This window comes from Streptomyces sp. NBC_00525 (assembly GCF_036346595.1).
Taxonomy (GTDB): Bacteria; Actinomycetota; Actinomycetes; order Streptomycetales; family Streptomycetaceae; genus Streptomyces.
Genome location: NZ_CP107834.1, coordinates 506,316 through 527,070, shown reverse-complemented (window position 1 = coordinate 527,070; position 20,755 = coordinate 506,316). Strand labels below are relative to the sequence as shown.

General features: G+C 73.3%; 15 protein-coding genes. 6 read left to right on the top strand and 9 right to left on the bottom strand.

All coding sequences use genetic code 11. The features are described from left to right. Positions 1-19 precede the first annotated feature (19 nt). A complete protein-coding gene (locus OG710_RS02230) occupies positions 20-2,203 on the bottom strand; it encodes a discoidin domain-containing protein (RefSeq protein WP_330237841.1) in 2,184 nt (727 codons plus the stop codon). A 454-nt stretch (positions 2,204-2,657) separates the two neighbouring features. Between OG710_RS02230 and OG710_RS02225 the strand changes: the two genes are divergently transcribed. Next, entirely contained in the window at positions 2,658-4,094 is a 1,437-nt protein-coding gene (locus OG710_RS02225; protein ID WP_330237840.1) for a helix-turn-helix transcriptional regulator, read from the top strand. A gap of 69 nt (positions 4,095-4,163) precedes the next feature. Here the strand turns inward: OG710_RS02225 and OG710_RS02220 are convergent, their stop codons facing one another. Continuing rightward, positions 4,164-7,646, bottom strand: coding sequence for a M28 family peptidase (locus OG710_RS02220; RefSeq protein ID WP_330242133.1), 3,483 nt, complete (start codon positions 7,644-7,646; stop codon positions 4,164-4,166). Between the two features lie 436 nt (positions 7,647-8,082). Between OG710_RS02220 and OG710_RS02215 the strand changes: the two genes are divergently transcribed. Together OG710_RS02215 and OG710_RS02210 are read left to right on the top strand one after the other, a co-directional pair. Beyond that, the gene (locus OG710_RS02215) at positions 8,083-8,994 is read left to right on the top strand and encodes an aldo/keto reductase (protein WP_330237839.1); all 912 of its coding nucleotides are present in this window, start codon (positions 8,083-8,085) and stop codon (positions 8,992-8,994) included. Position 8,995: 1 nt separating this feature from the next. Beyond that, a complete protein-coding gene (locus OG710_RS02210) occupies positions 8,996-9,988 on the top strand; it encodes an aldo/keto reductase (protein WP_330237838.1) in 993 nt (330 codons plus the stop codon). Positions 9,989-9,999: 11 nt separating this feature from the next. Here OG710_RS02210 and OG710_RS02205 read toward each other — a convergent pair whose 3' ends face one another. From OG710_RS02205 to OG710_RS02195, 3 genes are all read right to left on the bottom strand, one after another. Beyond that, positions 10,000-11,175 (bottom strand): serine/threonine-protein kinase, encoded by a 1,176-nt coding sequence (locus tag OG710_RS02205; protein WP_330237837.1) that lies wholly within the window; start codon positions 11,173-11,175, stop codon positions 10,000-10,002. Between the two features lie 153 nt (positions 11,176-11,328). Further along, positions 11,329-11,811, bottom strand: coding sequence for an Lrp/AsnC family transcriptional regulator (locus tag OG710_RS02200; protein WP_330237836.1), 483 nt, complete (start codon positions 11,809-11,811; stop codon positions 11,329-11,331). Positions 11,812-11,953: 142 nt separating this feature from the next. Next, positions 11,954-12,544 (bottom strand): lytic polysaccharide monooxygenase auxiliary activity family 9 protein, encoded by a 591-nt coding sequence (locus OG710_RS02195; RefSeq protein WP_111334590.1) that lies wholly within the window; start codon positions 12,542-12,544, stop codon positions 11,954-11,956. A gap of 324 nt (positions 12,545-12,868) precedes the next feature. Between OG710_RS02195 and OG710_RS02190 the strand changes: the two genes are divergently transcribed. Together OG710_RS02190 and OG710_RS02185 are read left to right on the top strand one after the other, a co-directional pair. Then, positions 12,869-14,377, top strand: coding sequence for an FUSC family protein (locus OG710_RS02190; RefSeq protein WP_330237835.1), 1,509 nt, complete (start codon positions 12,869-12,871; stop codon positions 14,375-14,377). Positions 14,378-14,479: 102 nt separating this feature from the next. Further along, entirely contained in the window at positions 14,480-15,526 is a 1,047-nt protein-coding gene (locus tag OG710_RS02185) for a lactonase family protein (protein WP_330237834.1), read from the top strand. Between the two features lie 67 nt (positions 15,527-15,593). On the opposite strand, the gene OG710_RS02180 is transcribed toward OG710_RS02185, so the two are convergent. Together OG710_RS02180 and OG710_RS02175 are read right to left on the bottom strand one after the other, a co-directional pair. Next, the gene (locus OG710_RS02180; protein WP_199563744.1) at positions 15,594-16,517 is read right to left on the bottom strand and encodes a sirohydrochlorin chelatase; all 924 of its coding nucleotides are present in this window, start codon (positions 16,515-16,517) and stop codon (positions 15,594-15,596) included. Positions 16,518-16,589: 72 nt separating this feature from the next. Further along, complete coding sequence (locus OG710_RS02175) at positions 16,590-17,654, bottom strand: N-acetylglucosamine kinase (protein WP_330237833.1); 1,065 nt, start codon at positions 17,652-17,654, stop codon at positions 16,590-16,592. Positions 17,655-17,738: 84 nt separating this feature from the next. On the opposite strand from OG710_RS02175, the gene OG710_RS02170 reads away from it, so the two are divergent. After that, on the top strand, positions 17,739-18,416 hold the full coding sequence (locus tag OG710_RS02170; RefSeq protein ID WP_330237832.1) for a uracil-DNA glycosylase: 678 nt from the start codon (positions 17,739-17,741) through the stop codon (positions 18,414-18,416). A 31-nt stretch (positions 18,417-18,447) separates the two neighbouring features. On the opposite strand, the gene OG710_RS02165 is transcribed toward OG710_RS02170, so the two are convergent. Next, positions 18,448-19,536 (bottom strand): WD40/YVTN/BNR-like repeat-containing protein, encoded by a 1,089-nt coding sequence (locus tag OG710_RS02165; RefSeq protein ID WP_330237831.1) that lies wholly within the window; start codon positions 19,534-19,536, stop codon positions 18,448-18,450. 119 nt (positions 19,537-19,655) lie between these two features. Further along, on the bottom strand, positions 19,656-20,591 hold the full coding sequence (locus tag OG710_RS02160; protein ID WP_443064213.1) for a substrate-binding domain-containing protein: 936 nt from the start codon (positions 20,589-20,591) through the stop codon (positions 19,656-19,658). Positions 20,592-20,755 lie beyond the last annotated feature (164 nt).

The window sequence follows — 20,755 nt, the reverse complement described above, 5'->3', positions numbered from 1 at the left end:
GGCTGTCAACCGCCTCCCGTCACGGGTAGGCGACCACATTCGACGGAACGGTGGATGTTCCCGACGTGGGTGCTCCGGTGTCGTTGATGACGTGGTTGTACTGGCCCTGGCCGCCGAGCGAGACGACGAGCAGGTCGTGGAACCTCACCCCGGCCTTGACCGGTGCCTCGAAGCCGTGGTCCTGGCGGATGGTGGGATCGACGTTGAAGTAGCAGTAGCTGCCGAGCCCCCAGCCCTCGTGGCGGTCGACCGTGTCGTCCACCTTGTACGCCGCGAAGCCCTTGACCGCGCCGTTCTGGACGGCCGCCTGGTTCGGGGCGTCGTACGCCTTCTCGTTCTGGAAGAAGATCGTCCGGCCGTTCTCGCCGGACCAGCGGACGTCGTACTTGTTGAAGTGCTCCACGAACAGTCCGGTGGCCAGGACGTTGTCACCGTTGACCTGGAGACCGTAGTCGGCCCGGTTGGTCTCCCAGCCGACGCCCTCGCCGTGGTCGGCGCGCCACAGCCAGGTGTGGTCGACGATGGTGTCGTCGCTGTTGATCACCATGCCCGTGGTCGCCTTGCCGGCACCCGCGCCGCCGACCCGGACGAACACGTCCTGGACGCTGGTCGGGTTGGCCGCGTGGCTCGCGGACGCGCCGGGCGGGCCGACCTGGACGAGCACCTCGGAGTTCTGCGGCCCGGCGTCGACGAGGAGTCCGGCGAGCTTCACCCCGTCCACGTCACCGACCCGGATCGCGGTGACCCCGTTGTCGGGGATGATCGTGGCCAGGCCGAGGCCCAGCACGACGGTGTCCGCCCGGTCGATGTCGATCGGCCGGTCCACGTGGTAGATGCCGGGCGTGAACAGCAGGTGCAGGCCCTGGCGGACGGCCGCGTTGATGGTGGCGGCCGACGCCCCCGGCTTGACCACGTAGAACCGGCTCAGCGGGATGGACTCGCCCTGCGGGGTGCCGTCCCAGGAGACACCTCGCGCGTTGGTGCGCTTGGCGGGCACGAACACCTTGTAGTCGTTGCCGTCCAGGTAGAGGAACGGCTTCTCGCGGGAGACCGGGGTGGTGTCGAGCGTGGTGTACGGCGGGGCGGGGAAGCTCTGCGCCGGGGCGCCCTCGACCCCGGAGAACGTCATGTTCCAGACGCCGTTGCCCCAGCTGCCGACGGAGCTGTCCCGCGTGTACCACTGCTGCTGCGAGTACGGGCCGACCTGGCCGTCGATTCTGCTGTCCGCGATGTACCCGCCGCTGGCCCAGCCGTAGCCGTTCGGGGCGAGGTTGAGGCCGCCCCTGACGTGCATCCGGCGGAAGGGCGCGGCCTGCGAGACCGCCCAGCGGTCGGTGCCGCTGACCGGGTTGAGCGCCAGGTTCTCCGCCGAACGCCAGAAGTTCTGCGTGGCGTTGCCGTTGAACCAGCCCGCGTCCACGGTGACATCGCCGTTGAACGTGGTGTCGTCGGGCTTGAGGCCGAGGCCGGCGATCGAGGTGTAGAAGCCGATCTGCGCGTTGATGTCGTCGTAGGTGCCCGGCTTGAACAGCAGCGCGTAGCGGCCGGTGCCGAACTGCGCCGACTCCTGCTTCTCGAAGATCTCGTCCACCTTGGCCTGGATACCGGGTGTGGACGGGTCGAAGACCAGGACGTTGGGGCCGAGGTCACCGCCGCCGGGCAGCTGCGGGCCGCCGTCGTCGCCGGTGGTGCCGAACACCTGGAACTCCCAGAGCGAGTAGCCGTACTGGGTGGCGCGCGCGGTGCCGGTCAGCCGGACGTAGCGGGCCTGGCCCGACACGTTCAGCGTCTCGTCGCCGCCGGGGCCCGCGGTGGTCGAGTACGCGGTGCTCCAGGTGCTGTCGTCCGTGGAGAACTCGATCCGGTAGCTCTTGGCGTAGGCGGCCTCCCACCTGAGCGCGATCCGGCTGACCGCGGCGGTGGTGCCCAGATCGACCTTGATCCACTGCGGGTCGGAGAACGCGCTCGACCAGCGGGTGCCGTTGTCGCCGTCCACCGCGGCACCGGCCGGGGTTCCGGCGCCCTCCTGGCTGGAGACGGTCACCGGCCTGCCCTGCGAGAGCAGCGAGGGCGCCGCGGCGGCGGGGGCCGGGGGCGTGAGGGCGAGCAGCGAGACGAGGAGTCCGGCGACGGCGGCCAGTACGCCGGCACGTCTCCTTCCGGACGAAGGTGCGGGTCTGCGGAGCAAGGGGGGTCCAAACATGGGGGCTGTCTCCTGAGTCGCGGAAAGGGGGCACGACACGAAGCCGGAGAGCGCTCTCTCCGGCCGATGGGGATACTTCTCCCTCGCTCCCGATGCGTCAATAGGTGTGCACCAACGGCTTGTTGAGGTGTCACTGAGAACAACAGTTGACGACGGAAAGGAGGTGAGTGTCCGTGTTGCGGCCGTCTTGACGCCATCCGCTCCGGGTCGCTGACGGGGCATCGGTTCAGATGATGACGAGGCCGGCACGGCGAACCGGCGGGGCCGTCCTGGGCGTTGCCACCGCAATCACCAGGCCCGTGCGGGGCGGCTGCCGGGCCGCGCGCCGCGCCTGTTACCGGACATGTTGTCCCCGCTCCGGCGACAGCGGGCGGCGGCTCTCGCTATCCTCCCTGGGCATGAGCCGTGACCGTGGCGCGGGAAGCGCCGCTGACCAGGCACGACGAGGCCCCGGATGACCGAACTGACGGATTCCGCGCCGGCGGACGCGCGGGGCGTCCAGGCCTGGCGGTCGTTCGGCGTGCGGTTGCGCCACTGGCGCAGACGGGCCGGGCTCACCCAGGCCCAGGTGGGCGCCCGCGTCGGCTACGACCACACCGCCATCAGCAAACTCGAACACGGCAGCCGCCGCACCCCGCTGCCGCTGGCCCGCCGCCTGGACCACCTCCTGGGCGCCGGCGGCGACCTGGTGACCGCCTGCGAGGAGGCCGCCGCCGGGGAGCGCGTGGAACCGGCCGCCCCCGCGCCCCTGCCGGACCCGGTCCGCCAGGGCCCGCTCCCCGGCGAACCGGCCGGCGGCGCGCTCACCGCGATGCTGCCGCCCGCGGCCGTGCTGCCCCGGCGGCTGCCCGCGTACGGAGTGCTGTGCCCGGTGCACGGGCGCGCGGACTGCGCGGTTCCGGAACTGGCCGACGCGGCGGCCCTGCACGCCCGCTTCTGCTCCCTGGGCCCGGACACCCTGGCCCGTCCGGCGCTGGACACCGACACCGTGCACGCGCTCACCGCGCTGCTCGCGGTCTGCCTGCGCGCCGACGACGAGCACGCCTGGCAGGGGGCCACCGCCGTGGTCGAACGCACCCTGCACGCGATGCTCCGCTGGATGGATCTGCCTGCCGCCCCCTATCAGCGCCAACTCGCCCCGCTGGCCGCCGAGTACGCCCAGTCGGCCGGCAGCCTGCGGCTGCTGTGGGGGCGCAACGGCACCGCGATGGCCTGGCTCGACCGCTCGCTGGTGTGGGCGTCGATGGCCGGCCACATCGGTGCCCATGTGGCCGCCCTCATCGATATGAGCACCCTGGCCCGCCAGGAGGGCGACGACGCCTCGGCCGTCGCGTACGGCGCGGCCATCCGGCGCGAGGCGGCGGGCAGGCTCTGGGCCGGCGCCCTCAGCGACGCGGCCCAGGCCCGCGGCCACGCCGTGCGCGGCGACACCGGCCGCGCGCTGCACCACATCGGCCTGGCCCGCTCGCAGGTGGAGCGGGCGGGGGACCGCGACGAGGCCGAGGCACCCTGGCTCTCCGTCGCCTCGTTGCGGCTGCGCACGGAGTCCGTGGTCGCCGGGGCGCTGCGGGACCTCGCCGCCGTGACCGGGCAGCGCCGCTTCGCGTTCCGAGCCCTCGACGCGATCGGCACCGCGACCCGGCTGCTGCCGCCCGGTATGCGCTCCGCCCGGATGCTGTTCCTGGCCCGGACGGCCGACGCCTACGCCTGCGCCGGGGAACCGGTCGCGGCCTCGGCCGTCGCCGGACACCTTCTGGACAGCACCGAGGTGCATCCCTCGTCCGTGCTCGGAAAGGAGCTGCGCGGCCTGCACGGCCGGCTGGCCGCGCCCGGCGCCGACCGGCCCGAGATCGACGACTTCGTCCGCCGGCTGGCCGCCGCCGTCCGCTGACGTACCGTCACACGACGGAGGGGCGGGGCGTGTCACCACGCCCCGCCCCCGTCATGCGTCCTTACCGGGTCAGCTCACGTCGAGGGCCACATCGTCCAGGACGAAGCTGGTCTGCAGATAGGCGTCCTCGTCGCTGGTGAAGCTCAGCGTCAGCGTCTGCCCCGCGGCCGACGACACATCGAACGTGCGCTGGACGTAACCGCTGGTCGCGTCCAGGTTCGAGTACGTCGCCAGCGTCCGCGACCCCAGCTTGACGGTGAACGTGTCGTACGCGTTCCCGTCGGGCGTCTCGGCGGTGTCGGTGCTCAGGTAGAACGACAGCCGGTACGTCGCGCAGCCGGACGGCACGGTCACCGACTGGGTGACGTAGTCGGTGTGGGTGCTGCCCCAGCCGCCCAGCCACGCCTGGTAGGCGCCGCTGTGCGCGGGCTTCTCGGAGGTCCGGTTGTTGATCACACCACTGGTCTGCGACCAGGGGCCGGACCCGTTCTCGAAGCCGCCGTTGCCGACGACCTGACGGGGCTCACAGCTGCCGCTGCCCCCGACCACCAGCGAGTACGTGGTGGTGTGGGTGGCCGTACCGGTGCCGGTCACCACCAGCGTGTACGTGCCCGCCGGGGCCTGGGCACCGGCCGATACGGTCATCGTGGCCGACGAACCGGACTGCACGGTGGACGGCGAGAACGAGACGGTCACCCCGCTGGGCGCGCCGGACGCCGACAGTTGCACGCTCTGCGCGTCGCCCGCGGTGGTGGCCGTGGACACGGTCGCGGTGACCGAGTCGCCCGGCTGGACGCTGCCCGACACCGGGTTGACCGAGACGGAGAAGTCGTCGTCGGGCGCGGTGGAGCCCACGGCGGTCTTCCACAGGGTGTAGGCGACCCCGTCGGCGCTGCGGTTCAGCGCGGTGGCGTTGATGTTGGCGGTGGTGTCGCACGAGGAGTGGTAGCACGGGTCGTACGAACGGCCCGCCGTGCCGCCCCACTTGGCCGCCTGCCCGGACGTCTTGGTGTCACTGGCCCCGGTGGCGTACCCCGAGGTCGCGATGCCCGCCTGCTGGAAGGAGTAGTCGTCGGAGCGGCCCTGGCCCTCCACGTTCTCCTCCGGGGCGAGCCCGAGGGAGTCCCAGTACGCCTTCATCGGGGCGGACGCGCCGGAGTTGAGGTTGTTGATGAAGTAGCCGCCGTTGACCGAGGCCACCATGTCGAAGTTGTAGTAGGCGGTGATGGCGCTGCGCTGCGCCGAACTCAGCTGGCTGACGTAGTACTTGGAGCCCTGGAGGCCCTGCTCCTCACCGTTCCACCAGGCGAACCGGACATGCTTGGTCATGGTGGGGTTCTGCTGGGCGAGCGCGAGCGCGTTCTCCAGCAGGGTGGCGGAGCCGGAGCCGTTGTCGTTGATACCGGGTCCGGCGGACACACCGTCCAGGTGCGCGCCGAACATCACGGTGCTGTCGGCGGGCCCGCCGGGCCAGTCCGCGATGAGGTTCTTGCCGGTGTAGGTGCAGGTGGCGCAGGTCTGCTCGGTGACCGTGTAGCCGGCCGCCTGGAGCTTGCCCTTCACATAGGAGAGCGAGGCGTTGTAGCCGCTGCTGCCGGCCCGCCGGTTGCCGCCGTTCTGCGAGGCGATGGTGTTGAACTGCGTGAGGTGCGCCTGCACCTTGGCGACGTCGATGTCGGGCGGGGTGCCGCCGGGCGTGCCGCCGCCGTCATTGACGGTGAGGGTGTACTGCGCGGTGTGGTCCTGGGTGCCCGCGCCCTTCACCGTGAAGGTGTACGAGCCGGGGGCGGTGGCCGACGACGCGGACACGGTCAGGGCGGAGGTGCCGCCGGACTGGACCGAGGCCGGGCTGAACGAGGCGGTCACCCCGCTGGGCAGGCCGCTCGCGGACAGGTTCACCGTCTGGGCGCTGCCGGAGGTGACCGTCGTACGCACGGTGGCCGTCACCGAGCTGCCGGGCTTCACCGAGCCGGACGCCGGGTCCAGGGACAGCGAGAAGTCGTTGTTGCCGCTCGGCGAGCAGCTGGTCTCACCGCTCTGGTAGGGGACGCTGATCGCGTCCCACGCCGCCTTCGTGCGGTTGTACAGGGTGCAGCTCGGGTCCAGGTTCTTCGCGGCGGTGAGGGTGGTCGTGCGGTAGCGCTTGTACGTCATGCCGCTGGTCTTGAGCAGCATGCCGCCGTAGAAGATCTTGCCGGCGTCCTGGATGCCGACACCGGTGACCGTGGAGTTGTTGCAGGTGGGGCTGGAGGGCTTGCCGCCGCCGGGGTTGGAGCCCTCGGCGAGCAGGTAGAACCAGTGGTTGAGCGGGCCCGCCGCCGCGTGCTCCTCGGTGTTGGGTATGGAGGAGCTGTAGCAGTTCGGGTCGCCGGTCTGGCCGGGGTTGTACATGACCCGGATCGGCCCGTTGCCGACCAGGTTGATCTTCTCGCCGACGGTGTAGTCCGGGTCGTCGTACGGGGCGGGCTCGTTGGTGTACGCCTCGGTCAGCGCGCCCATGATGTCGCCGGTGGCCTCGCCGAGCCCGGACTCGTGGTTGGCGCCGCCCGGCGTGTACTGGTCGATGCCGTGGCCGAACTCGTGGGCCACGACGTCCATGGCGCCGATCCACTGGTTGGCCTGGTTGTGGCCGATGGAGACCGAGGAGCCGTCCCAGTAGGCGTTGACGTCGTTGAGGCCCACCTTGACGGGCCAGCTGCGGCCGTTGCCGTCGTGGCCGTTGCGCCCGAGCCAGTCGCGCAGCATGTTCCACTCGTGCTGGGCGGCCCACATCACGTCGACGCAGCCGGTCTCCTTGCTGGTGGCGCTGCCGTTGCCCCAGGAGTCGGTGGACTTGGTGAACACGCTGCCGGTGCTGTAGTCGGCGCAGCTGAGGCCGGGGCGGCCGGTGTCGCGCAGCGAGTAGCTGCCGCCGGAGGAGGAGGTGTCGATGGAGAGCGGGGAGGGCCCGTTCCACTGGCTGTTGCCGGTGCCGGCCCGGACGTCGTCGTAGCTGTCGATGACCTTGCCGGTGCCGGCGTCGACGAAGACGTGCAGCCGGCTCGGCGCCTCGGCGGTCCGGCCGGTGAGCACGGTCTCCCAGGCGAGCCGCGAGCGCTTCGCGGTGGCGCGGACGACGAGGCGGTGGCTCTCGACCTTGTCCACGGTGCGCAGCCGCTCGCGCGAGGTGGCCTCGGCCGCCTTGGCGGAGACGGTGGCCGTGGTGGGTACGTTGATGCGGCGCGAGACCGCGGACTGGGAGCCGCGCACCCGGCCCTTGGAGTCGGCGACCACGACGGCGTCCCCGCCGACGACGGGCAGACCCCGGTAGGTGCGCTCGTACGCGACGGAGTAGAGCCCGTTGACCCACGGAGTGACCCGCCGGCGCTCGTAGCGCTCGTCCGGGCCCTTGGCCAGGGTGTCGAGTCCGCTGTCGGCCGCCCGGTCGGCGGCGTTGACGGCGGCGGTCAGTGCCTTGGGGGCGGGCGGTGGTGCGGGTTCCGCGGATGCCGGCTGGCCAGTGGTGGCGACCAGCATTCCGGCGAGGACGGCCAGGGTTGTCCCGGCCGTCATCGGTCTGCGTTTCATCGAGGCTCCTCGTCGTGTGGGGACCTCGGCCACGGACAGCGGCGTGGGAAGACGCGTCCGCCCGTGCGGCAGGCGCGGCCGTCCGACGGGCGGTGTCCGTGATCGAGCGACGGAACACTCACACGTGGTCATGACCGCGTCAACAAAGCGCGGGTCACGGAAAAGCGGTTGGCAAGTCTCGTCAAGTCGCCGTGCGGCGGCGCCGATTGGAGGGCCGGCGGCGAGAACTCGCGGAACGGGGAATGGACAGGCGGGGAGGCGGACGCTATCCTGCACTCTCACCTAACGGTGAATTACACGCAGCTGTCGAGCCGACCGTATCACTTAATCGGCAGTTGTGCAAGCCCTCCTGTTTCCCCGTCATACGACACCCCTCTCCCCGTTCCCCTTCCGTCCGGAACGCACAAGGAAGGCATCAGCCTTGACCTCGTACTCCCTCCCCGCGGCGGCCGCCGGCACCTGGCAGCTCGGCGACCTCACCGTCAACCGGATCGGCTTCGGCGCCATGCGGCTGACCCAGAACGGCCGCGCGTTCGGCGACGAACGCACCCCGCACGACCGGGACCGCGCGCTCGCGGTACTGCGCCGGGCGGTCGAACTGGGCGTGAACCACATCGACACGGCCGCCTTCTACTTCTCGCCGCTGCGTTCGGCCAACGAACTCATCAACCGGGCGCTCGGCCCCTATCCGGACGACCTCGTCATCACCACCAAGGTCGGACCCGGCCGCGGACCCTGCGGCGACTGGACCGACTGGGCCCGCCCCGAGCAACTGCGCGGCCAGGTCCAGGAGAACATCCGCCAGCTCGGCCGCGACCACCTCGATGTCGTGAACCTCCGGATGAACGGCCCCCGTCCGCTCGGCGACGTCTTCGGCGCCCTCGCGGAACTGCGCGCCGAAGGGCTCGTCCGCCACCTGGGCCTCTCCAACGTGTGGCCGGAGCAGATAGCCGAGGCCCGCGCCATCGCCCCGGTCGTCTGCGTCCAGAACCGGTACGGCATCGGCGAGCGGCGCCCCGACTCCGCCGAGGTCCTGCGCCTCTGCGGCGAACTGGGCATCGCCTTCGTCCCCTTCTACGCCATCGCGGGCGCCGGACGCGAGGCGGGGGCCACGGCGGCCCCCGAGCACGAGGTGCTGCTCGACGTCGCCCGCGCCCATGACGCGACGCCCGCCCAGGTCCGGCTCGCCTGGACCCTTCAGCAGGGCCCGCATGTACTGGCCATTCCGGGCACCGGCGACCCCGCCCATCTGGAGGAGAACGTGGCGGCGGGCGGCCTGCGCCTCACCGGCGAGGAGGTGCGGCGCCTCACCGAGTTGGGCGGGCCCGCGTAGCATGATCGCCATGGAACAGCGCGAACTCGGCAGGACCGGACGGAGCGTCTCGGTCGTCGGACAGGGCACCTGGCAGCTCGGCGGGGACTGGGGCGAGGTCCGTGAGGAGGACGCCCTCGGGGTGCTCGACGCGGCCGTCGAGGCCGGCGTCACCTTCTTCGACACCGCCGACGTCTACGGGGACGGCCGGAGCGAACAGCTCATCGGCCGCTACCTGAAGGAGCGGCCCGACGCCGGGGTCTTCGTCGCGACGAAGATGGGCCGCCGCGCGGAGCAGGTGCCGGAGAACTACACCCTGGACAACTTCCGCGCCTGGAACGACCGTTCCCGCGCCAACCTCGGCGTGGACACCCTCGACCTGGTCCAGTTGCACTGCCCGCCCACCGCCGTCTACTCCCGCGACGAGGTGTACGACGCGCTGGACACGCTCGTCGCCGAGGAGCGCGTCGCGGCCTACGCGGTCAGCGTCGAGACCTGCGCCGAGGCGCTGACGGCCATCGCCCGGCCGGGGGTGGCCAGTGTGCAGATCATCCTCAACCCGTTCCGGCTCAAGCCCCTGGACGAGGTGCTGCCGGCGGCGCGCGCGGCCGGGGTCGGCATCATCGCGCGGGTGCCGCTCGCCTCCGGGCTGCTCTCGGGCAAGTACACCGCCGACACCGTCTTCGCGCCCGGCGACCACCGCACGTACAACCGGCACGGCGAGGCGTTCGACCAGGGCGAGACCTTCTCCGGGGTGGACTACGAGGTCGGGGTGACGGCCGCCGCGGCGTTCGCGCGGCTCGCTCCCGAGGGCGCGACCCCGGCGCAGACGGCGCTCCGCTGGATCATCCAGCAGCCGGGCGTCACCAGCGTCATCCCCGGCGCGCGCTCCACCGAACAGGCACGGGCCAACGCGGCCGCCGCCGCGCTCGCCCCGCTGCCCGACAGCACGCTGGACGCCGTCCGCGACCTGTACGACCGCACGTTCCGCGCGGCGGTCCACGACCGCTGGTAGCGGACCCTGGGCTATTCGCCGGCCCCCGGAGCCGCCGGTGCCTCGGTCGCCGTCCCGTCCTCCGGGGTGGTGGCCGCACCGGTATCCGGTGAGAACAGGCTCATCCCCAGGAACACGGCCGCCAGAAAGGCGATCGCGCCCGCGATGGCGCTGGCCACCCGCGGCCGGCGGCGGATCGCCTCGCCCGCGGTGCGCCGTCGCGTCTTGGCGGGCCGGGCCGCCGCGCGCCGCCCGTGCCCCTGCCCGTGTCCCGGCGCGGCCGGGGCCTGGGGGAGCCGGTACGTGGTCGGCGCGGGGGAGGGAGCGGCGGCGAAGGGCGCGGGCGGCGGCGGTGCCTGGGCGGGCGCCGGGAGGTGCGGCGGCAGGGGCTCCGCGTGGCCCCGCCAGGCGTCGCTGTGGAACCAGTCGGCGACCTGCTGGGCGGTGGGCCGGTCCTCCGGCTGCTTCGCGAGCAGGCCGAGCAGATAGGCGTCGAAGGCGGCGGAGACGTCCACCCCGTGCCGGCGCAGCGGCACGGGCGGTGTGTCCACGTGCTGGTAGAGGGTGCCGGTGGCGGTGTCCGAGCGGAACGGCGGCTGCCCGAGCAGCAGTTGGTAGATGACGCAGCCCAGCGAGTACATGTCGGACGCGGCGTCCGCCGTGCGTCCGAGGGCGCGTTCCGGGGCGAGGTAGAGGCTCGTACCGACGATCTGACCGGTCGTCGTCAGCGCGGCCGACGGGTCGTCGACGAACTGCGCGATGCCGAAGTCCCCGATCTTGACGGTGCCTTCGCCGTCCAGCATGAGGTTGCCGGGCTTGATGTCGCGGTGGACGATGCCCTGCCGGTGCGCCGCGGCCAGTCCGGCGGCGGCCTGTCCGGCGATATGGGCGGCCTGTTCGGGCCCGAGCCGCTCCTGGGCCAGCAGCAGGTCCGCCAGGCTGCGGCCCTCCACCAGCTCCATCACCAGGAAGAGCCGGTCCTCCCAGGCCCCGAAGTCGAAGACGGCCACCAGATGGGGGTGGCTCAGCCGGGCGGCGGTCTGGGCCTCCAGCCGGAACCGGGCGGTGGCCGACTCGTCGGCGCGCTCACCCAGCAGCAGCTTCACGGCGACGGAGCGGCCGAGCACCTCGTCGGTGGCCCGCCAGACCTCGCCCATGCCGCCCCGGCCGATGGCGGATATCAGCCGGTACCGACCAGCAACCAGCACCTGTGCACACCTGTCTCGATAGCGGGCCTCTCGCACGGCCCCGACCGGGGGCCGTCTGGACTGCCGCGGCGGCGCCTCCGGCGGGCGGGGCGGGTGGAAGGAGCGCGGCAAGATCAGGATATCCGCCGCGCGGACCCGTAACGACCGTGGGCGTCAGCGGCCGCCGGCCGCCGCGCGGCCCAGCGATTCGACCAGCGGCAGCAGCCGGTGCGGCACCCGTTCGCGCAGCGCCACCTCGGTGCGGGTGCGCACCACGCCGGGCAGCCGGATGAGCCGCTGGATGACGTCCTCCAGATGCCCGTTGTCGCGGGCCACCACGCGGGTCAGCAGGTCGCCGCCGCCCGTGGTCGAGAACGCCTCGACGATCTCCGGCACGGCGGCGAGCGCGTCACCGACCTCGTCGAGATAGCCCTGGGTGACCTCCAGGTGCACAAAGGCGAGCACGGGGTGGCCGAGCGCGGCGGGGGAGAGGAAGGGACCGCTGCCGGTGATCACCCCGTCGCGCTCCAGCCGGTCGATCCGTGCCTGGAGGGTGCCGCGGGCGATGGACAGGATGCGTGCGTACTCGCGCACGCTCGTCTGCGGCTGCTCGATGAGCAACCGCAGGATACGGGTGTCGAGCGCGTCCACCGCCATGCTTCGCCGGCCTCTTTCGTGCGTCCTTCGGGGGCCAGCGACTGTACCAACGGGGCCGCCCGCGCCGGGCGGGCCCCGCCATGGGTGCGGCCGGGGATGCCCCGCGCGCGCGGACGGGCGGCGCGGGGCATCCCCGGACGGGTCAGAACCGCACGTCGGAGCAGGCGTAGAAGGCGTTGCCGGTGTCGGCGATCGTCCACACGCCGAGGATCAGGTGCTTGCCCGACTTCTGCGGCAGCGTGCCCGAGTGGCTCACCGTCGAGGAGGGCAGCCGTCCGCCGAAGGGCACGGTGAGGAACGGCTGGGTCTCCAGGTCGGCGCGGGTGAGCGGCTTCGTGGGGTCGTAGCCGTCCTTGGTGATGTAGTAGCGGAAGTCGGTCGTGGCGTGCCGGGCCGCGATCCGCCAGCGGAAGGTGTAGGTCTGTCCGGCGGTGACGTCGGTGGCGGGCCAGTTGCCGCCGCGCGGGTCGTCCAGCTCCGAGAAGCGGCCGATGCCGCCGGAGCAGATGTGGCCGTCGGCGGGTCCGCGGGTGGGGAAGCCCTTGGGACCCTCGACGCTCGGCGGCTCCCACTGGATCTGTCCGCAGTTGCGGACGGTGCCGTTGCCGCAGAGCTGCTGGCGGCTGACGGGCGAGTCGGTGTAGCCGTGGCTCTGGGCGGGGGCCGAGGTGGCGATCAGGGCGGCCCCGGCGAGTCCGAGCCCGGCCAATAAGGACGTGATCTTCTTGCGCATACGTCGCTCCTGGAGATGTGGGGGAGATGTCCGGAGTGCATTGCGGTCTAGACCAACATTGAGCGTAGCGATGTCAATTTGACATGTCTAGACCAACAAAAGGGGAGATGTTCCCGAGTTCGCGGGAGCGCTGGTCCGATGGCCGTCGGCCGGTCGCCCACCGATGCGTTCCCCTGGGCCAATGGTCCAGTCAATGGAGGTCAATTTGAGCCAACCGGCCTCCAGGTGCTCTCATATGTATGTCGATGGCGCTGCGGACCCCCGCGGCGCCTTTTTCATGCCGGGACACGGAGACCCCCGGCGGACCGGAGCGGGGGAGCGGCAGTGCTGAAGAGAGCGTTCGTGGCGAGGGACCCCGGACGGGCGCGGCTGCGCTTCGCCTGCCGCGCGGTGCTCGGCATCGGGCTCGCCGTCGTGGTGTGCGGGCTCGCCGGCCACTCGCTCGTCGCGGCCATCACCGGCGGCCTGGCCGCCCTGCTCGCCCTGTTCACCGTCACCGACCCCACCGTCCGGGGCCAGGCGGTCACCACCGCGCTGCTGCCCGCCGCCGGCTTCCCGGTGCTCGCGCTCGCCGCCCTGCTCCACGACCACCCCCTCGCCCGCGACGCGGCCTTCCTCGCGGTCATGGGCCTGGGTGTCTACGCGAGGCGGTGGGGGCCGCGCGGGCACTCCCTGGGCGTCTTCGCGTTCATGGCCTTCTTCACCACACAGTTCCTGCACACCCTGCCCCGCCAGCTTCCCGAGCTGTACTCCGCCGTCGCCCTCTCGCTGCTCTCCGCCTCCGCCGTCCGCTTCGGCCTCTGGTGCTACGAACGGGGCTCGGCCGTCCCCGCCGCGCCCGCCCCGCCCACCGGCACCGGCCTGGCCAGGGTCACCACCCGCCAGGCCGTCCAGGCGGTCACCGGCGGAGCCGTCGCGCTCCTGGCCGGACAGCTGATGTCGGACCAGCGCTGGTACTGGGCCGTGGGCGCCACCTGGTGGGTCTTCGTCAACACCGCCTCGCGCGGCGAGACCCTGGTACGCGGCTTCCGCCGGATCATGGGCACCCTCATCGGCATCCCGGTCGGCCTCGCCGTCGTCGTCCCGCTGCACGGCGCGCCCGTGCCCACCGCCCTCGTCGTCGCCGCCGGGGTGTTCGGGATCTTCTACACGGCCGCGGTCTCCTACACCTGGATGATGTTCTCCGTGACCGTCATGGCCGGCGCGCTCTACGGCGCGCTCGGCGTGCTCGACCCCGCCCTGCTCGCCCTGCGCCTCGGCGAGACGGCCGTGGGCGCCCTCGGTGCGATGCTCGCGGTGCTGTTCGTCCTCCCCGTCACCACGCACGCCACCACCGACGCCTGGATCCAGCGCGCCCTGCGCTGCGTGCACGCCTGCACCGAGGAGGCCGCCGCCCGGCTCTCCGGCACCTCCGGCGCCGACCCGGCCCCGCGCATCGCCGAGCTGGAGGCGCTGCTCGGCCGCGTCCGGCTCTCGCTCGCCCCGCTCGTCCACCCCCTCAGCCCGCTGCGCGCCCGCCGGGCCAGGGCCGAGCACGTACTCGCGCTGCTGGACGAGTGCGCGCGCGAGGTGCGGGGACTCGCCTCGGTGGCCGCCGACCCGGAGGCGTCCCACGACGCCCGGCTCGCCGCCGCCTGCTGGCGCGTCGAGTCCGCCGTGGAGGCGCTGACCGCCCCCGGCCGCCCCGCCCGCACCACCCCCGCAGCCGCCCTCCCGGTCCACCCGGCCGCCACCGAACCGGCCCTCGCCCATCTGCACAGCCTGGAACGCGCGCTCGCCGAACTCGCCGCCCCGCTGCACAGCCCACCGGGCGCGCCCCTGGTCACAGCCTGATCCGGACCCTTGGTCCAGACCACAGCCCCGCACTGCTACCGTCGCCCGGAAGAGATCACGACGGCCACGTCCGCCGCGCAGAGCCGGCGGAGAGGAGCAGCGGTGGACAGCAGCAGCGGTGCGGTTCGGGCATTCATCGGGTCGTTCACCTCGGCCGGCGGCCGGGGCGTCACCGTCGCCGCCGTGGACCCGGAGACCGGCGCGCTCACCGCCCTGGGCGCGACGGACGCCGTCGCCGACCCCTCCTACCTGGCACTCGGCCCCGGCGGCACGGTCCTCTACGCGGTCAGCGAGACCGGCCCGGGCGCCGCGGCGGCCCTCGACGTCACCACGGACGAGCCCCGGACCCTCGGCGAGATCCGGCCGGTGGACGGCGACGGGCCCACCCACCTCGCCCTCGCGGCGGGCCACCTGCTCACCGCCAACTACGGCTCCGGCAGCGTCAGCGTGCTGCCCGTCGCCGGCGACGGCACCCTCGGCCCCGTCGCCTCCGTCCTCGCCCACGAGGGCAGCGGCCCGGTTACGGACCGCCAGGAGGGCCCGCACGCCCACCAGGTCCTGCCCGACCCCTCCGGCACCTGGGTCCTCGGCGTCGACCTGGGCACCGACTCCGTACGCGTCTGCGCCCTCGACCCGGCCACCGGGGAGCTGCGCCCGCACGGCGAGGCGGCCCTGCGCCCCGGCACCGGCCCCCGCCATCTGGCCTTCCACCCCTCGGGCCGGCACGCCTACGTCCTGAACGAGCTGGAGCCCACCGTCACCGTGTGCCGGTGGGACGCCGCCACCGGCGTCCTGGAACCGGTCGGTGAGACCGCCGTGCTCCCCGGGGACGCGACCGGCGCGCGGTACCCCTCCGAGGTCGTCGTCGCCCACGACGGACGGTTCCTGTGGACCGCCAACCGGGGCCACGACAGCATCTCCGTGCTCGCCCTCGACGCGACCGGCGAGCACCCCTCCCTGGTCACGACCGTGGACTGCGGCGGCCACTGGCCGCGCGACCTCGCCCTCGACCCGACCGGGCGCCGGCTGTACGCGGCCAACGAACGCGGCGGCAACGTCGCCTGGTTCACCGTGGACCCGGAGACCGGCGTCCCGCACCACGAGGGCAGCGTCGACGTCCCCGCCGCCTCCTGCGTGGTCTTCGGCTGACGACGACGGGGCCCTCGCGGCGGACTGCCGTCCGCCGCGAGGGCCCCGTTCGTGACAACCGGAAGGGTCAGCGGGCCTGCGCCCCCTGTGCGGCCTGCGGGGTGATCCCCAGGGCCGACGCGTACATCGAGAGCACCAGCTTGCCGATCGCCGGGTACGCGCCCAGCGGCTCGGCGCTCGCGCAGCCGGCCTCCTTCGCCGCCGCGTCCAGCAGGCCGTCCGCCACCTCGGGGCCCACCACGTACGGCGCGACGGCCAGCTGCAGCGAGCCGGAACCCTTGAGCTGCTCCGCGATCGCGGCGACCGAGCCCTCCACGTCGAGCGCGGCGGCCATCACCGGCACCGCGAGCCGGGCCGCGAGCAGCATGCCCGTGATCCCGGCGGCCTGCACGGCCTCCTCGCCGCCCATCGTGGCGAGCACGATCCCGTCGGCGGCCGTCGCCACCGTGAACAGCCTGGCCCGGTCCGCGCGGGCGAGCCCGGCCTCGGACAGCCGCACGTGCAGCGCCTCCGCCAGCAGCGGGTGCGGGCCGAGGACGTCGGTCAGCTCCGCCGGGGCGTCGCTGTCCGTGATCGCCTGACGTATCCGCCGCACCAGCGCGCTGTCCGGCCCCGCGAGCAGCGGGACCACCACGGCGGCCGGGCCCTCGGGCTCGGCGACCTCGCGGCCGACCGCCAGCGCCTGCTCGTAGCGCGCGGTGCGCTCGGCGGCGGAGTGCGCGATCACGGAGGCCAGCGCCGGGTACTCGGCGTCGTCGCCGTCCACGTAACCGATCAGGGCGTTCAGGCCGGGCAGCTCGGAACGGGCGATGCTGACGACCTCTTCGGCGAGGCTGCGGCTCTCCGGGGAAGGGGTGCCGGGAACGGCGAGAACGAGCGCGGCAGCGCCCTCGGGCGCGACCACGGGCTCCGGGCGGCGGTGCCGTCCGGACTGGCGAGGTCGCGGCATTCGTACAGGCAGGCCGGAAGCGGGCCCAGTGGGGGTGCTCATGGCGCCGCATGCTACTGGTTTTGGGCGGTCCCCTGCGCGGGGAGGGTCCGGTCGAGCGGCCTCTGTCCGGTTTTATCCGATCGGCGGCTTACCGGGGTTGATGTGCCGCTCGCCCGGTGCCGACGGGCCGGACGGCGGAACACGCAGCAGCGTCGGATGAGTCGGCAGCCGCAGCTCTCCGGCGGCCAGGGCGCGGGCGATCCGCACCGCGCCGAGCAGCGGATCACCCGAACCGGGGACCGCCCGTGCTCCGGGCAGCAGCCGCGCCAGTTGCTCGTACAGCGGTACGAGCAGCGGCTCGCCCATCCGGAACAGCCCGCCCGTCAGCGCGACTTCGCACGCCTCGCCCTCCGGACCCGCCGCCGGGCAGACCGCGGCCGCCGCCTCCGCGATGTGCGCGGCGGCGGCGCCGAGGATGCCCGCCGCGACCGGATCGCGGTCCGCGCACGCGGCCACCTCCGGCGCGAACGAGGCCAGCAGGGCGGGCCGGTCGGCGCGCGGATAGAGCAGCCCCGGCAGCTCGGCCGGCGCACCGAACACCGCCTCCAGCCGCTCCAGCAGCGCCGTTGAACCGCCGCGCCGCCCGTCGTGGGCGCGCATCGCCGCGTCGAGCCCGGCCCGGCCGATCCAGGCGCCGCCGCCGCTGTCACCCAGCAGATGCCCCCAGCCGTCCGCCCGCCGCCACCGCGTCAGATCCGTGCCCAGCGCGATCAGCCCGGTCCCGGCGGCCACCACCGCGCCCGGCCGCTGCCCGACCGCCCCGGCGTACGCGGTCACCGCGTCCGCCGCGAGCGCGATCCGGCGCACGCCCAGCTCATCGGCCAGGGCGCCCGGCAGCACGGCGCGCAACTCGTCGCCGAGCGTGGCCATGCCCGCCGCGCCGACCGCCGCGGCGGTGACCCGCGCACCGGGGGCCCGCCCCGCGAGCAACTCGCGTACGGCGGGCAGCACCTGCTCCAGCAGATGGGCGGCGTCGATGCCGCGCGGCCCGGTCCGCACCGGGCCCCCGCAGTCGACGGTCGCCACCGGGGCGTCCGCCTCGGCAGCGCCCAGCGCCACCCGCAGCCCGGAACCGCCCGAATCCACGCCGAGGACCAAGCCGTTCGGCGCCTCGGCGGTGTGCCCGTGCGACGTCATGGACCGGCTCCCGCGGGACGAGGGGACAAGGACGGCAGCACCCTATCCCCGGAGCACCCCGTTGCGCCGGTAGGGTGATCTTCCGTGACAGCACGACCGTTGAACGAAGTAGTCGAGCCCGGCTGGGCCGACGCCCTCGCCCCCGTGGCGGGCCGCATCGCCGCGATGGGCGATTTCCTCCGTGCGGAGATCGCGGCGGGCCGCACCTACCTCCCCGCGGGAGCGAACGTGCTGCGCGCGTTCCAGCAGCCCTTCGAGGACGTACGGGTCCTGATCGTCGGTCAGGACCCCTACCCGACCCCGGGCATGGCGATCGGCCTCAGCTTCGCGGTCTCCCCGGACGTCCGCAGGCTGCCGGGCAGCCTGGAGAACATCTACCGCGAACTCCACGCCGACCTGGGGCTGCCCCGGCCGTCCAACGGCGACCTCACCCCCTGGACCCGGCAGGGCGTGCTGCTGCTGAACAGGGCGCTGACCACCGCGCCCCGCTCACCCGGCGCCCACCGCGGCAAGGGCTGGGAGGAAGTGACCGAACAGGCCATCCGCGCCCTGGCCGCGCGGGGCAAGCCGCTGGTCTCCGTGCTCTGGGGGCGCGACGCCCGTAATCTGCGCCCGCTCCTCGGCGACCTCCCGGCCATCGAGTCCGCCCACCCCTCCCCGATGTCCGCCGACCGCGGCTTCTTCGGCTCCAGGCCGTTCAGCCGGGTCAACGAACTCCTGGCCGCGCAGGGCGCCGAACCGGTGGACTGGCGGCTTCCCTAGCCGTACGCGGACGCGGACACGGACGCCGGGGTCACCCGTCCACGACGGCCGCCCGTACGCACAGCACGTCCGGCAGATGGGCGGCCAGCTGCTCCCAGGTGTCCCCGTCGTCCGCGCTCGCGTACAACTCGCCGTTGCGGTTGCCGAAGTAGACCCCGGCCGGGTCCGCGTCGTCCGTGCACAGGGCGTCGCGCAGCACCGTGCCGTAGTGGGCGCCCTCGGGCAGGCCCGCCGACAGGGGCTCCCAGTGCGCGCCCGCGTCCGTCGTGCGGAAGACCCGGCAGCGGTGCTCGGCGGGCACCCGGTCGGCGTCGGCGTTGATGGGGAAGACGTACGCCGTGTCCGCGCGGTGCGGATGGGCGGCCACGGCGAAGCCGAAGTCCGAGGGCAGGCCCGCGCCGATGTCCGTCCAGTTGCCCCCGGCGTCGTCGCTGCGGAAGACGCCCCAGTGGTTCTGCAGATAGAGGCGGTCCGGGTCGGCCGCGTCCCGGCTGACCTTGTGCACGCACTGGCCGAACTCCGGGTCCGGGTCGGGCAGGAACACCGCCGAGACGCCCTTGTTGGCCGGGTCCCAGCTCGCCCCGCCGTCCAAGGTCCGGAACACCCCGGCGGTGGAGACCGCGACCGTCACCCGGCGCGGGTCGCGCGCGTCGGTCAGGATCGTGTGCAGCCCCTCGCCGCCCCCGCCGGGCACCCACCGCTCACGCGTCGGATGCTCCCACAGCGGGCGCACCAGCTCGAAGGACTCGCCCCCGTCCGCGGAGCGGAACAGCGCGGCCGGCTCCGTACCCGCGTAGACCACGCCCGGCGCCTCCGGACCCGCCGGCTGCAACTGCCAGACCCGCTCCAGCGAGGTCCCGGTGAACTCCGGGAACTTCACGGCCGGGGTCTTCGGCTCGACCCAGCTCGCCCCCAGGTCGTCGGAGTGGAACACGGACGGGCCCCAGTGCGCGCTGTCCCCGCCGACGAGCAGCCGGGGCCGGTCGCTCCGGGTGTCGATGGCCACCGCGTAGATCGCCTGCGCGTTGAAATGCGGCCCCTCGAACTCCCACGTGCCGCCGCGCCTGCGGCCGATGAAGAGCCCCTTGCGGGTGCCCACGGTGAGCAGTACCCCGGTCATGACCGAACCTCCCGAAACGCCGTTGTGCCGGATACCGGTCAGTCTGCACCGGGGCACTGACAGCGGCGCGGACGACGGCCCGGAATGTCACCGGTCCGGGGCGCGGATCGCGTACCGGCTCAGCGGCAGGGCGGGGCCGTGCTGCTGCGGACCACCAGGTTGGTCGCCAGGTCCACCCGGGTCGTCGCGGGCTGCCGGCCCCGGCCCAGGTTCAGGACGAGCCGGGCCGCCGTCTCCGCCATCTCGATCAGCGGCTGGCGCACCGTGGTCAGCGGCGGCCCGATCCACCGGGTGAGCGGCAGGTCGTCGAAGCCGACCACGCTCAGGTCCTCCGGGATGCGCAGACCCAGCTCGCGCGCCGCCTCGTACACGCCGAGCGCCTGGAGGTCGTTGCCGGCGAAGACGGCGGTCGGCCGGTCCGCCGAGCGCAGCAGCTCCATCCCGGCCGCGTACCCCGCCTCGTGCGAGAACTCGCCCTCGCGGATCAGCGACCGGTCGATCGCGATGCCCGCCGTCTCCAGGGCCGCGCGGTAGCCGTCCACGCGGGCCAGGCTGCACATCATCCGGGACGGGCCGCTGACCACGCCGATCCTGCGGTGGCCCAGGCCGGTGAGATGCCGGGTGGCGGCGAGACCGCCCTGCCAGTTCGTCGTGCCGACCGAGGGGATGTCGTCGCCCGGATCACCGGCCGGGTCGACCACCGCGTACGGGATGCTGCGGCTGGTGAGCTGCGCGCGCTGGGCGGCGGTGAGGTCGGACAGGACCAGGATCACCCCGACCGGGCGGCGGGCCAGCACCCCGTCGACCCAGGTCTGGCCGGGGCTGAGGCGGCCCGCGCTCTCCGAGAGGACCAGGCTCAGCCCCTCCTCGCGCGCGACGTTCTCCACCCCGCGCACCACCTCCATCGCCCATGCGCTGTCCAGCTCGTGGAAGACCAGATCGATGAGTTGCGACTGCGTGGTCGAGCCGCGTCTGCGCCGATAGCCGTGCCGCAGCAGCAACTCCTCGACCTTGGTGCGCGTACCGGGCGCGACATCGGCACGCCCGTTCAGCACCTTCGAAACTGTCGGAGCCGAGACTCCGGCCGCTCGGGCGATTTCCGCCAGCGTGGCAGCGCCTTCCGACGCCGCTCCGGCAGGCGCATTCTCCTGATGTGACTGGACGTTTCCGGGGCTCATACAGCGAATCGTAACCGCCCGCCGCCCCGGGTGTGGGGCCG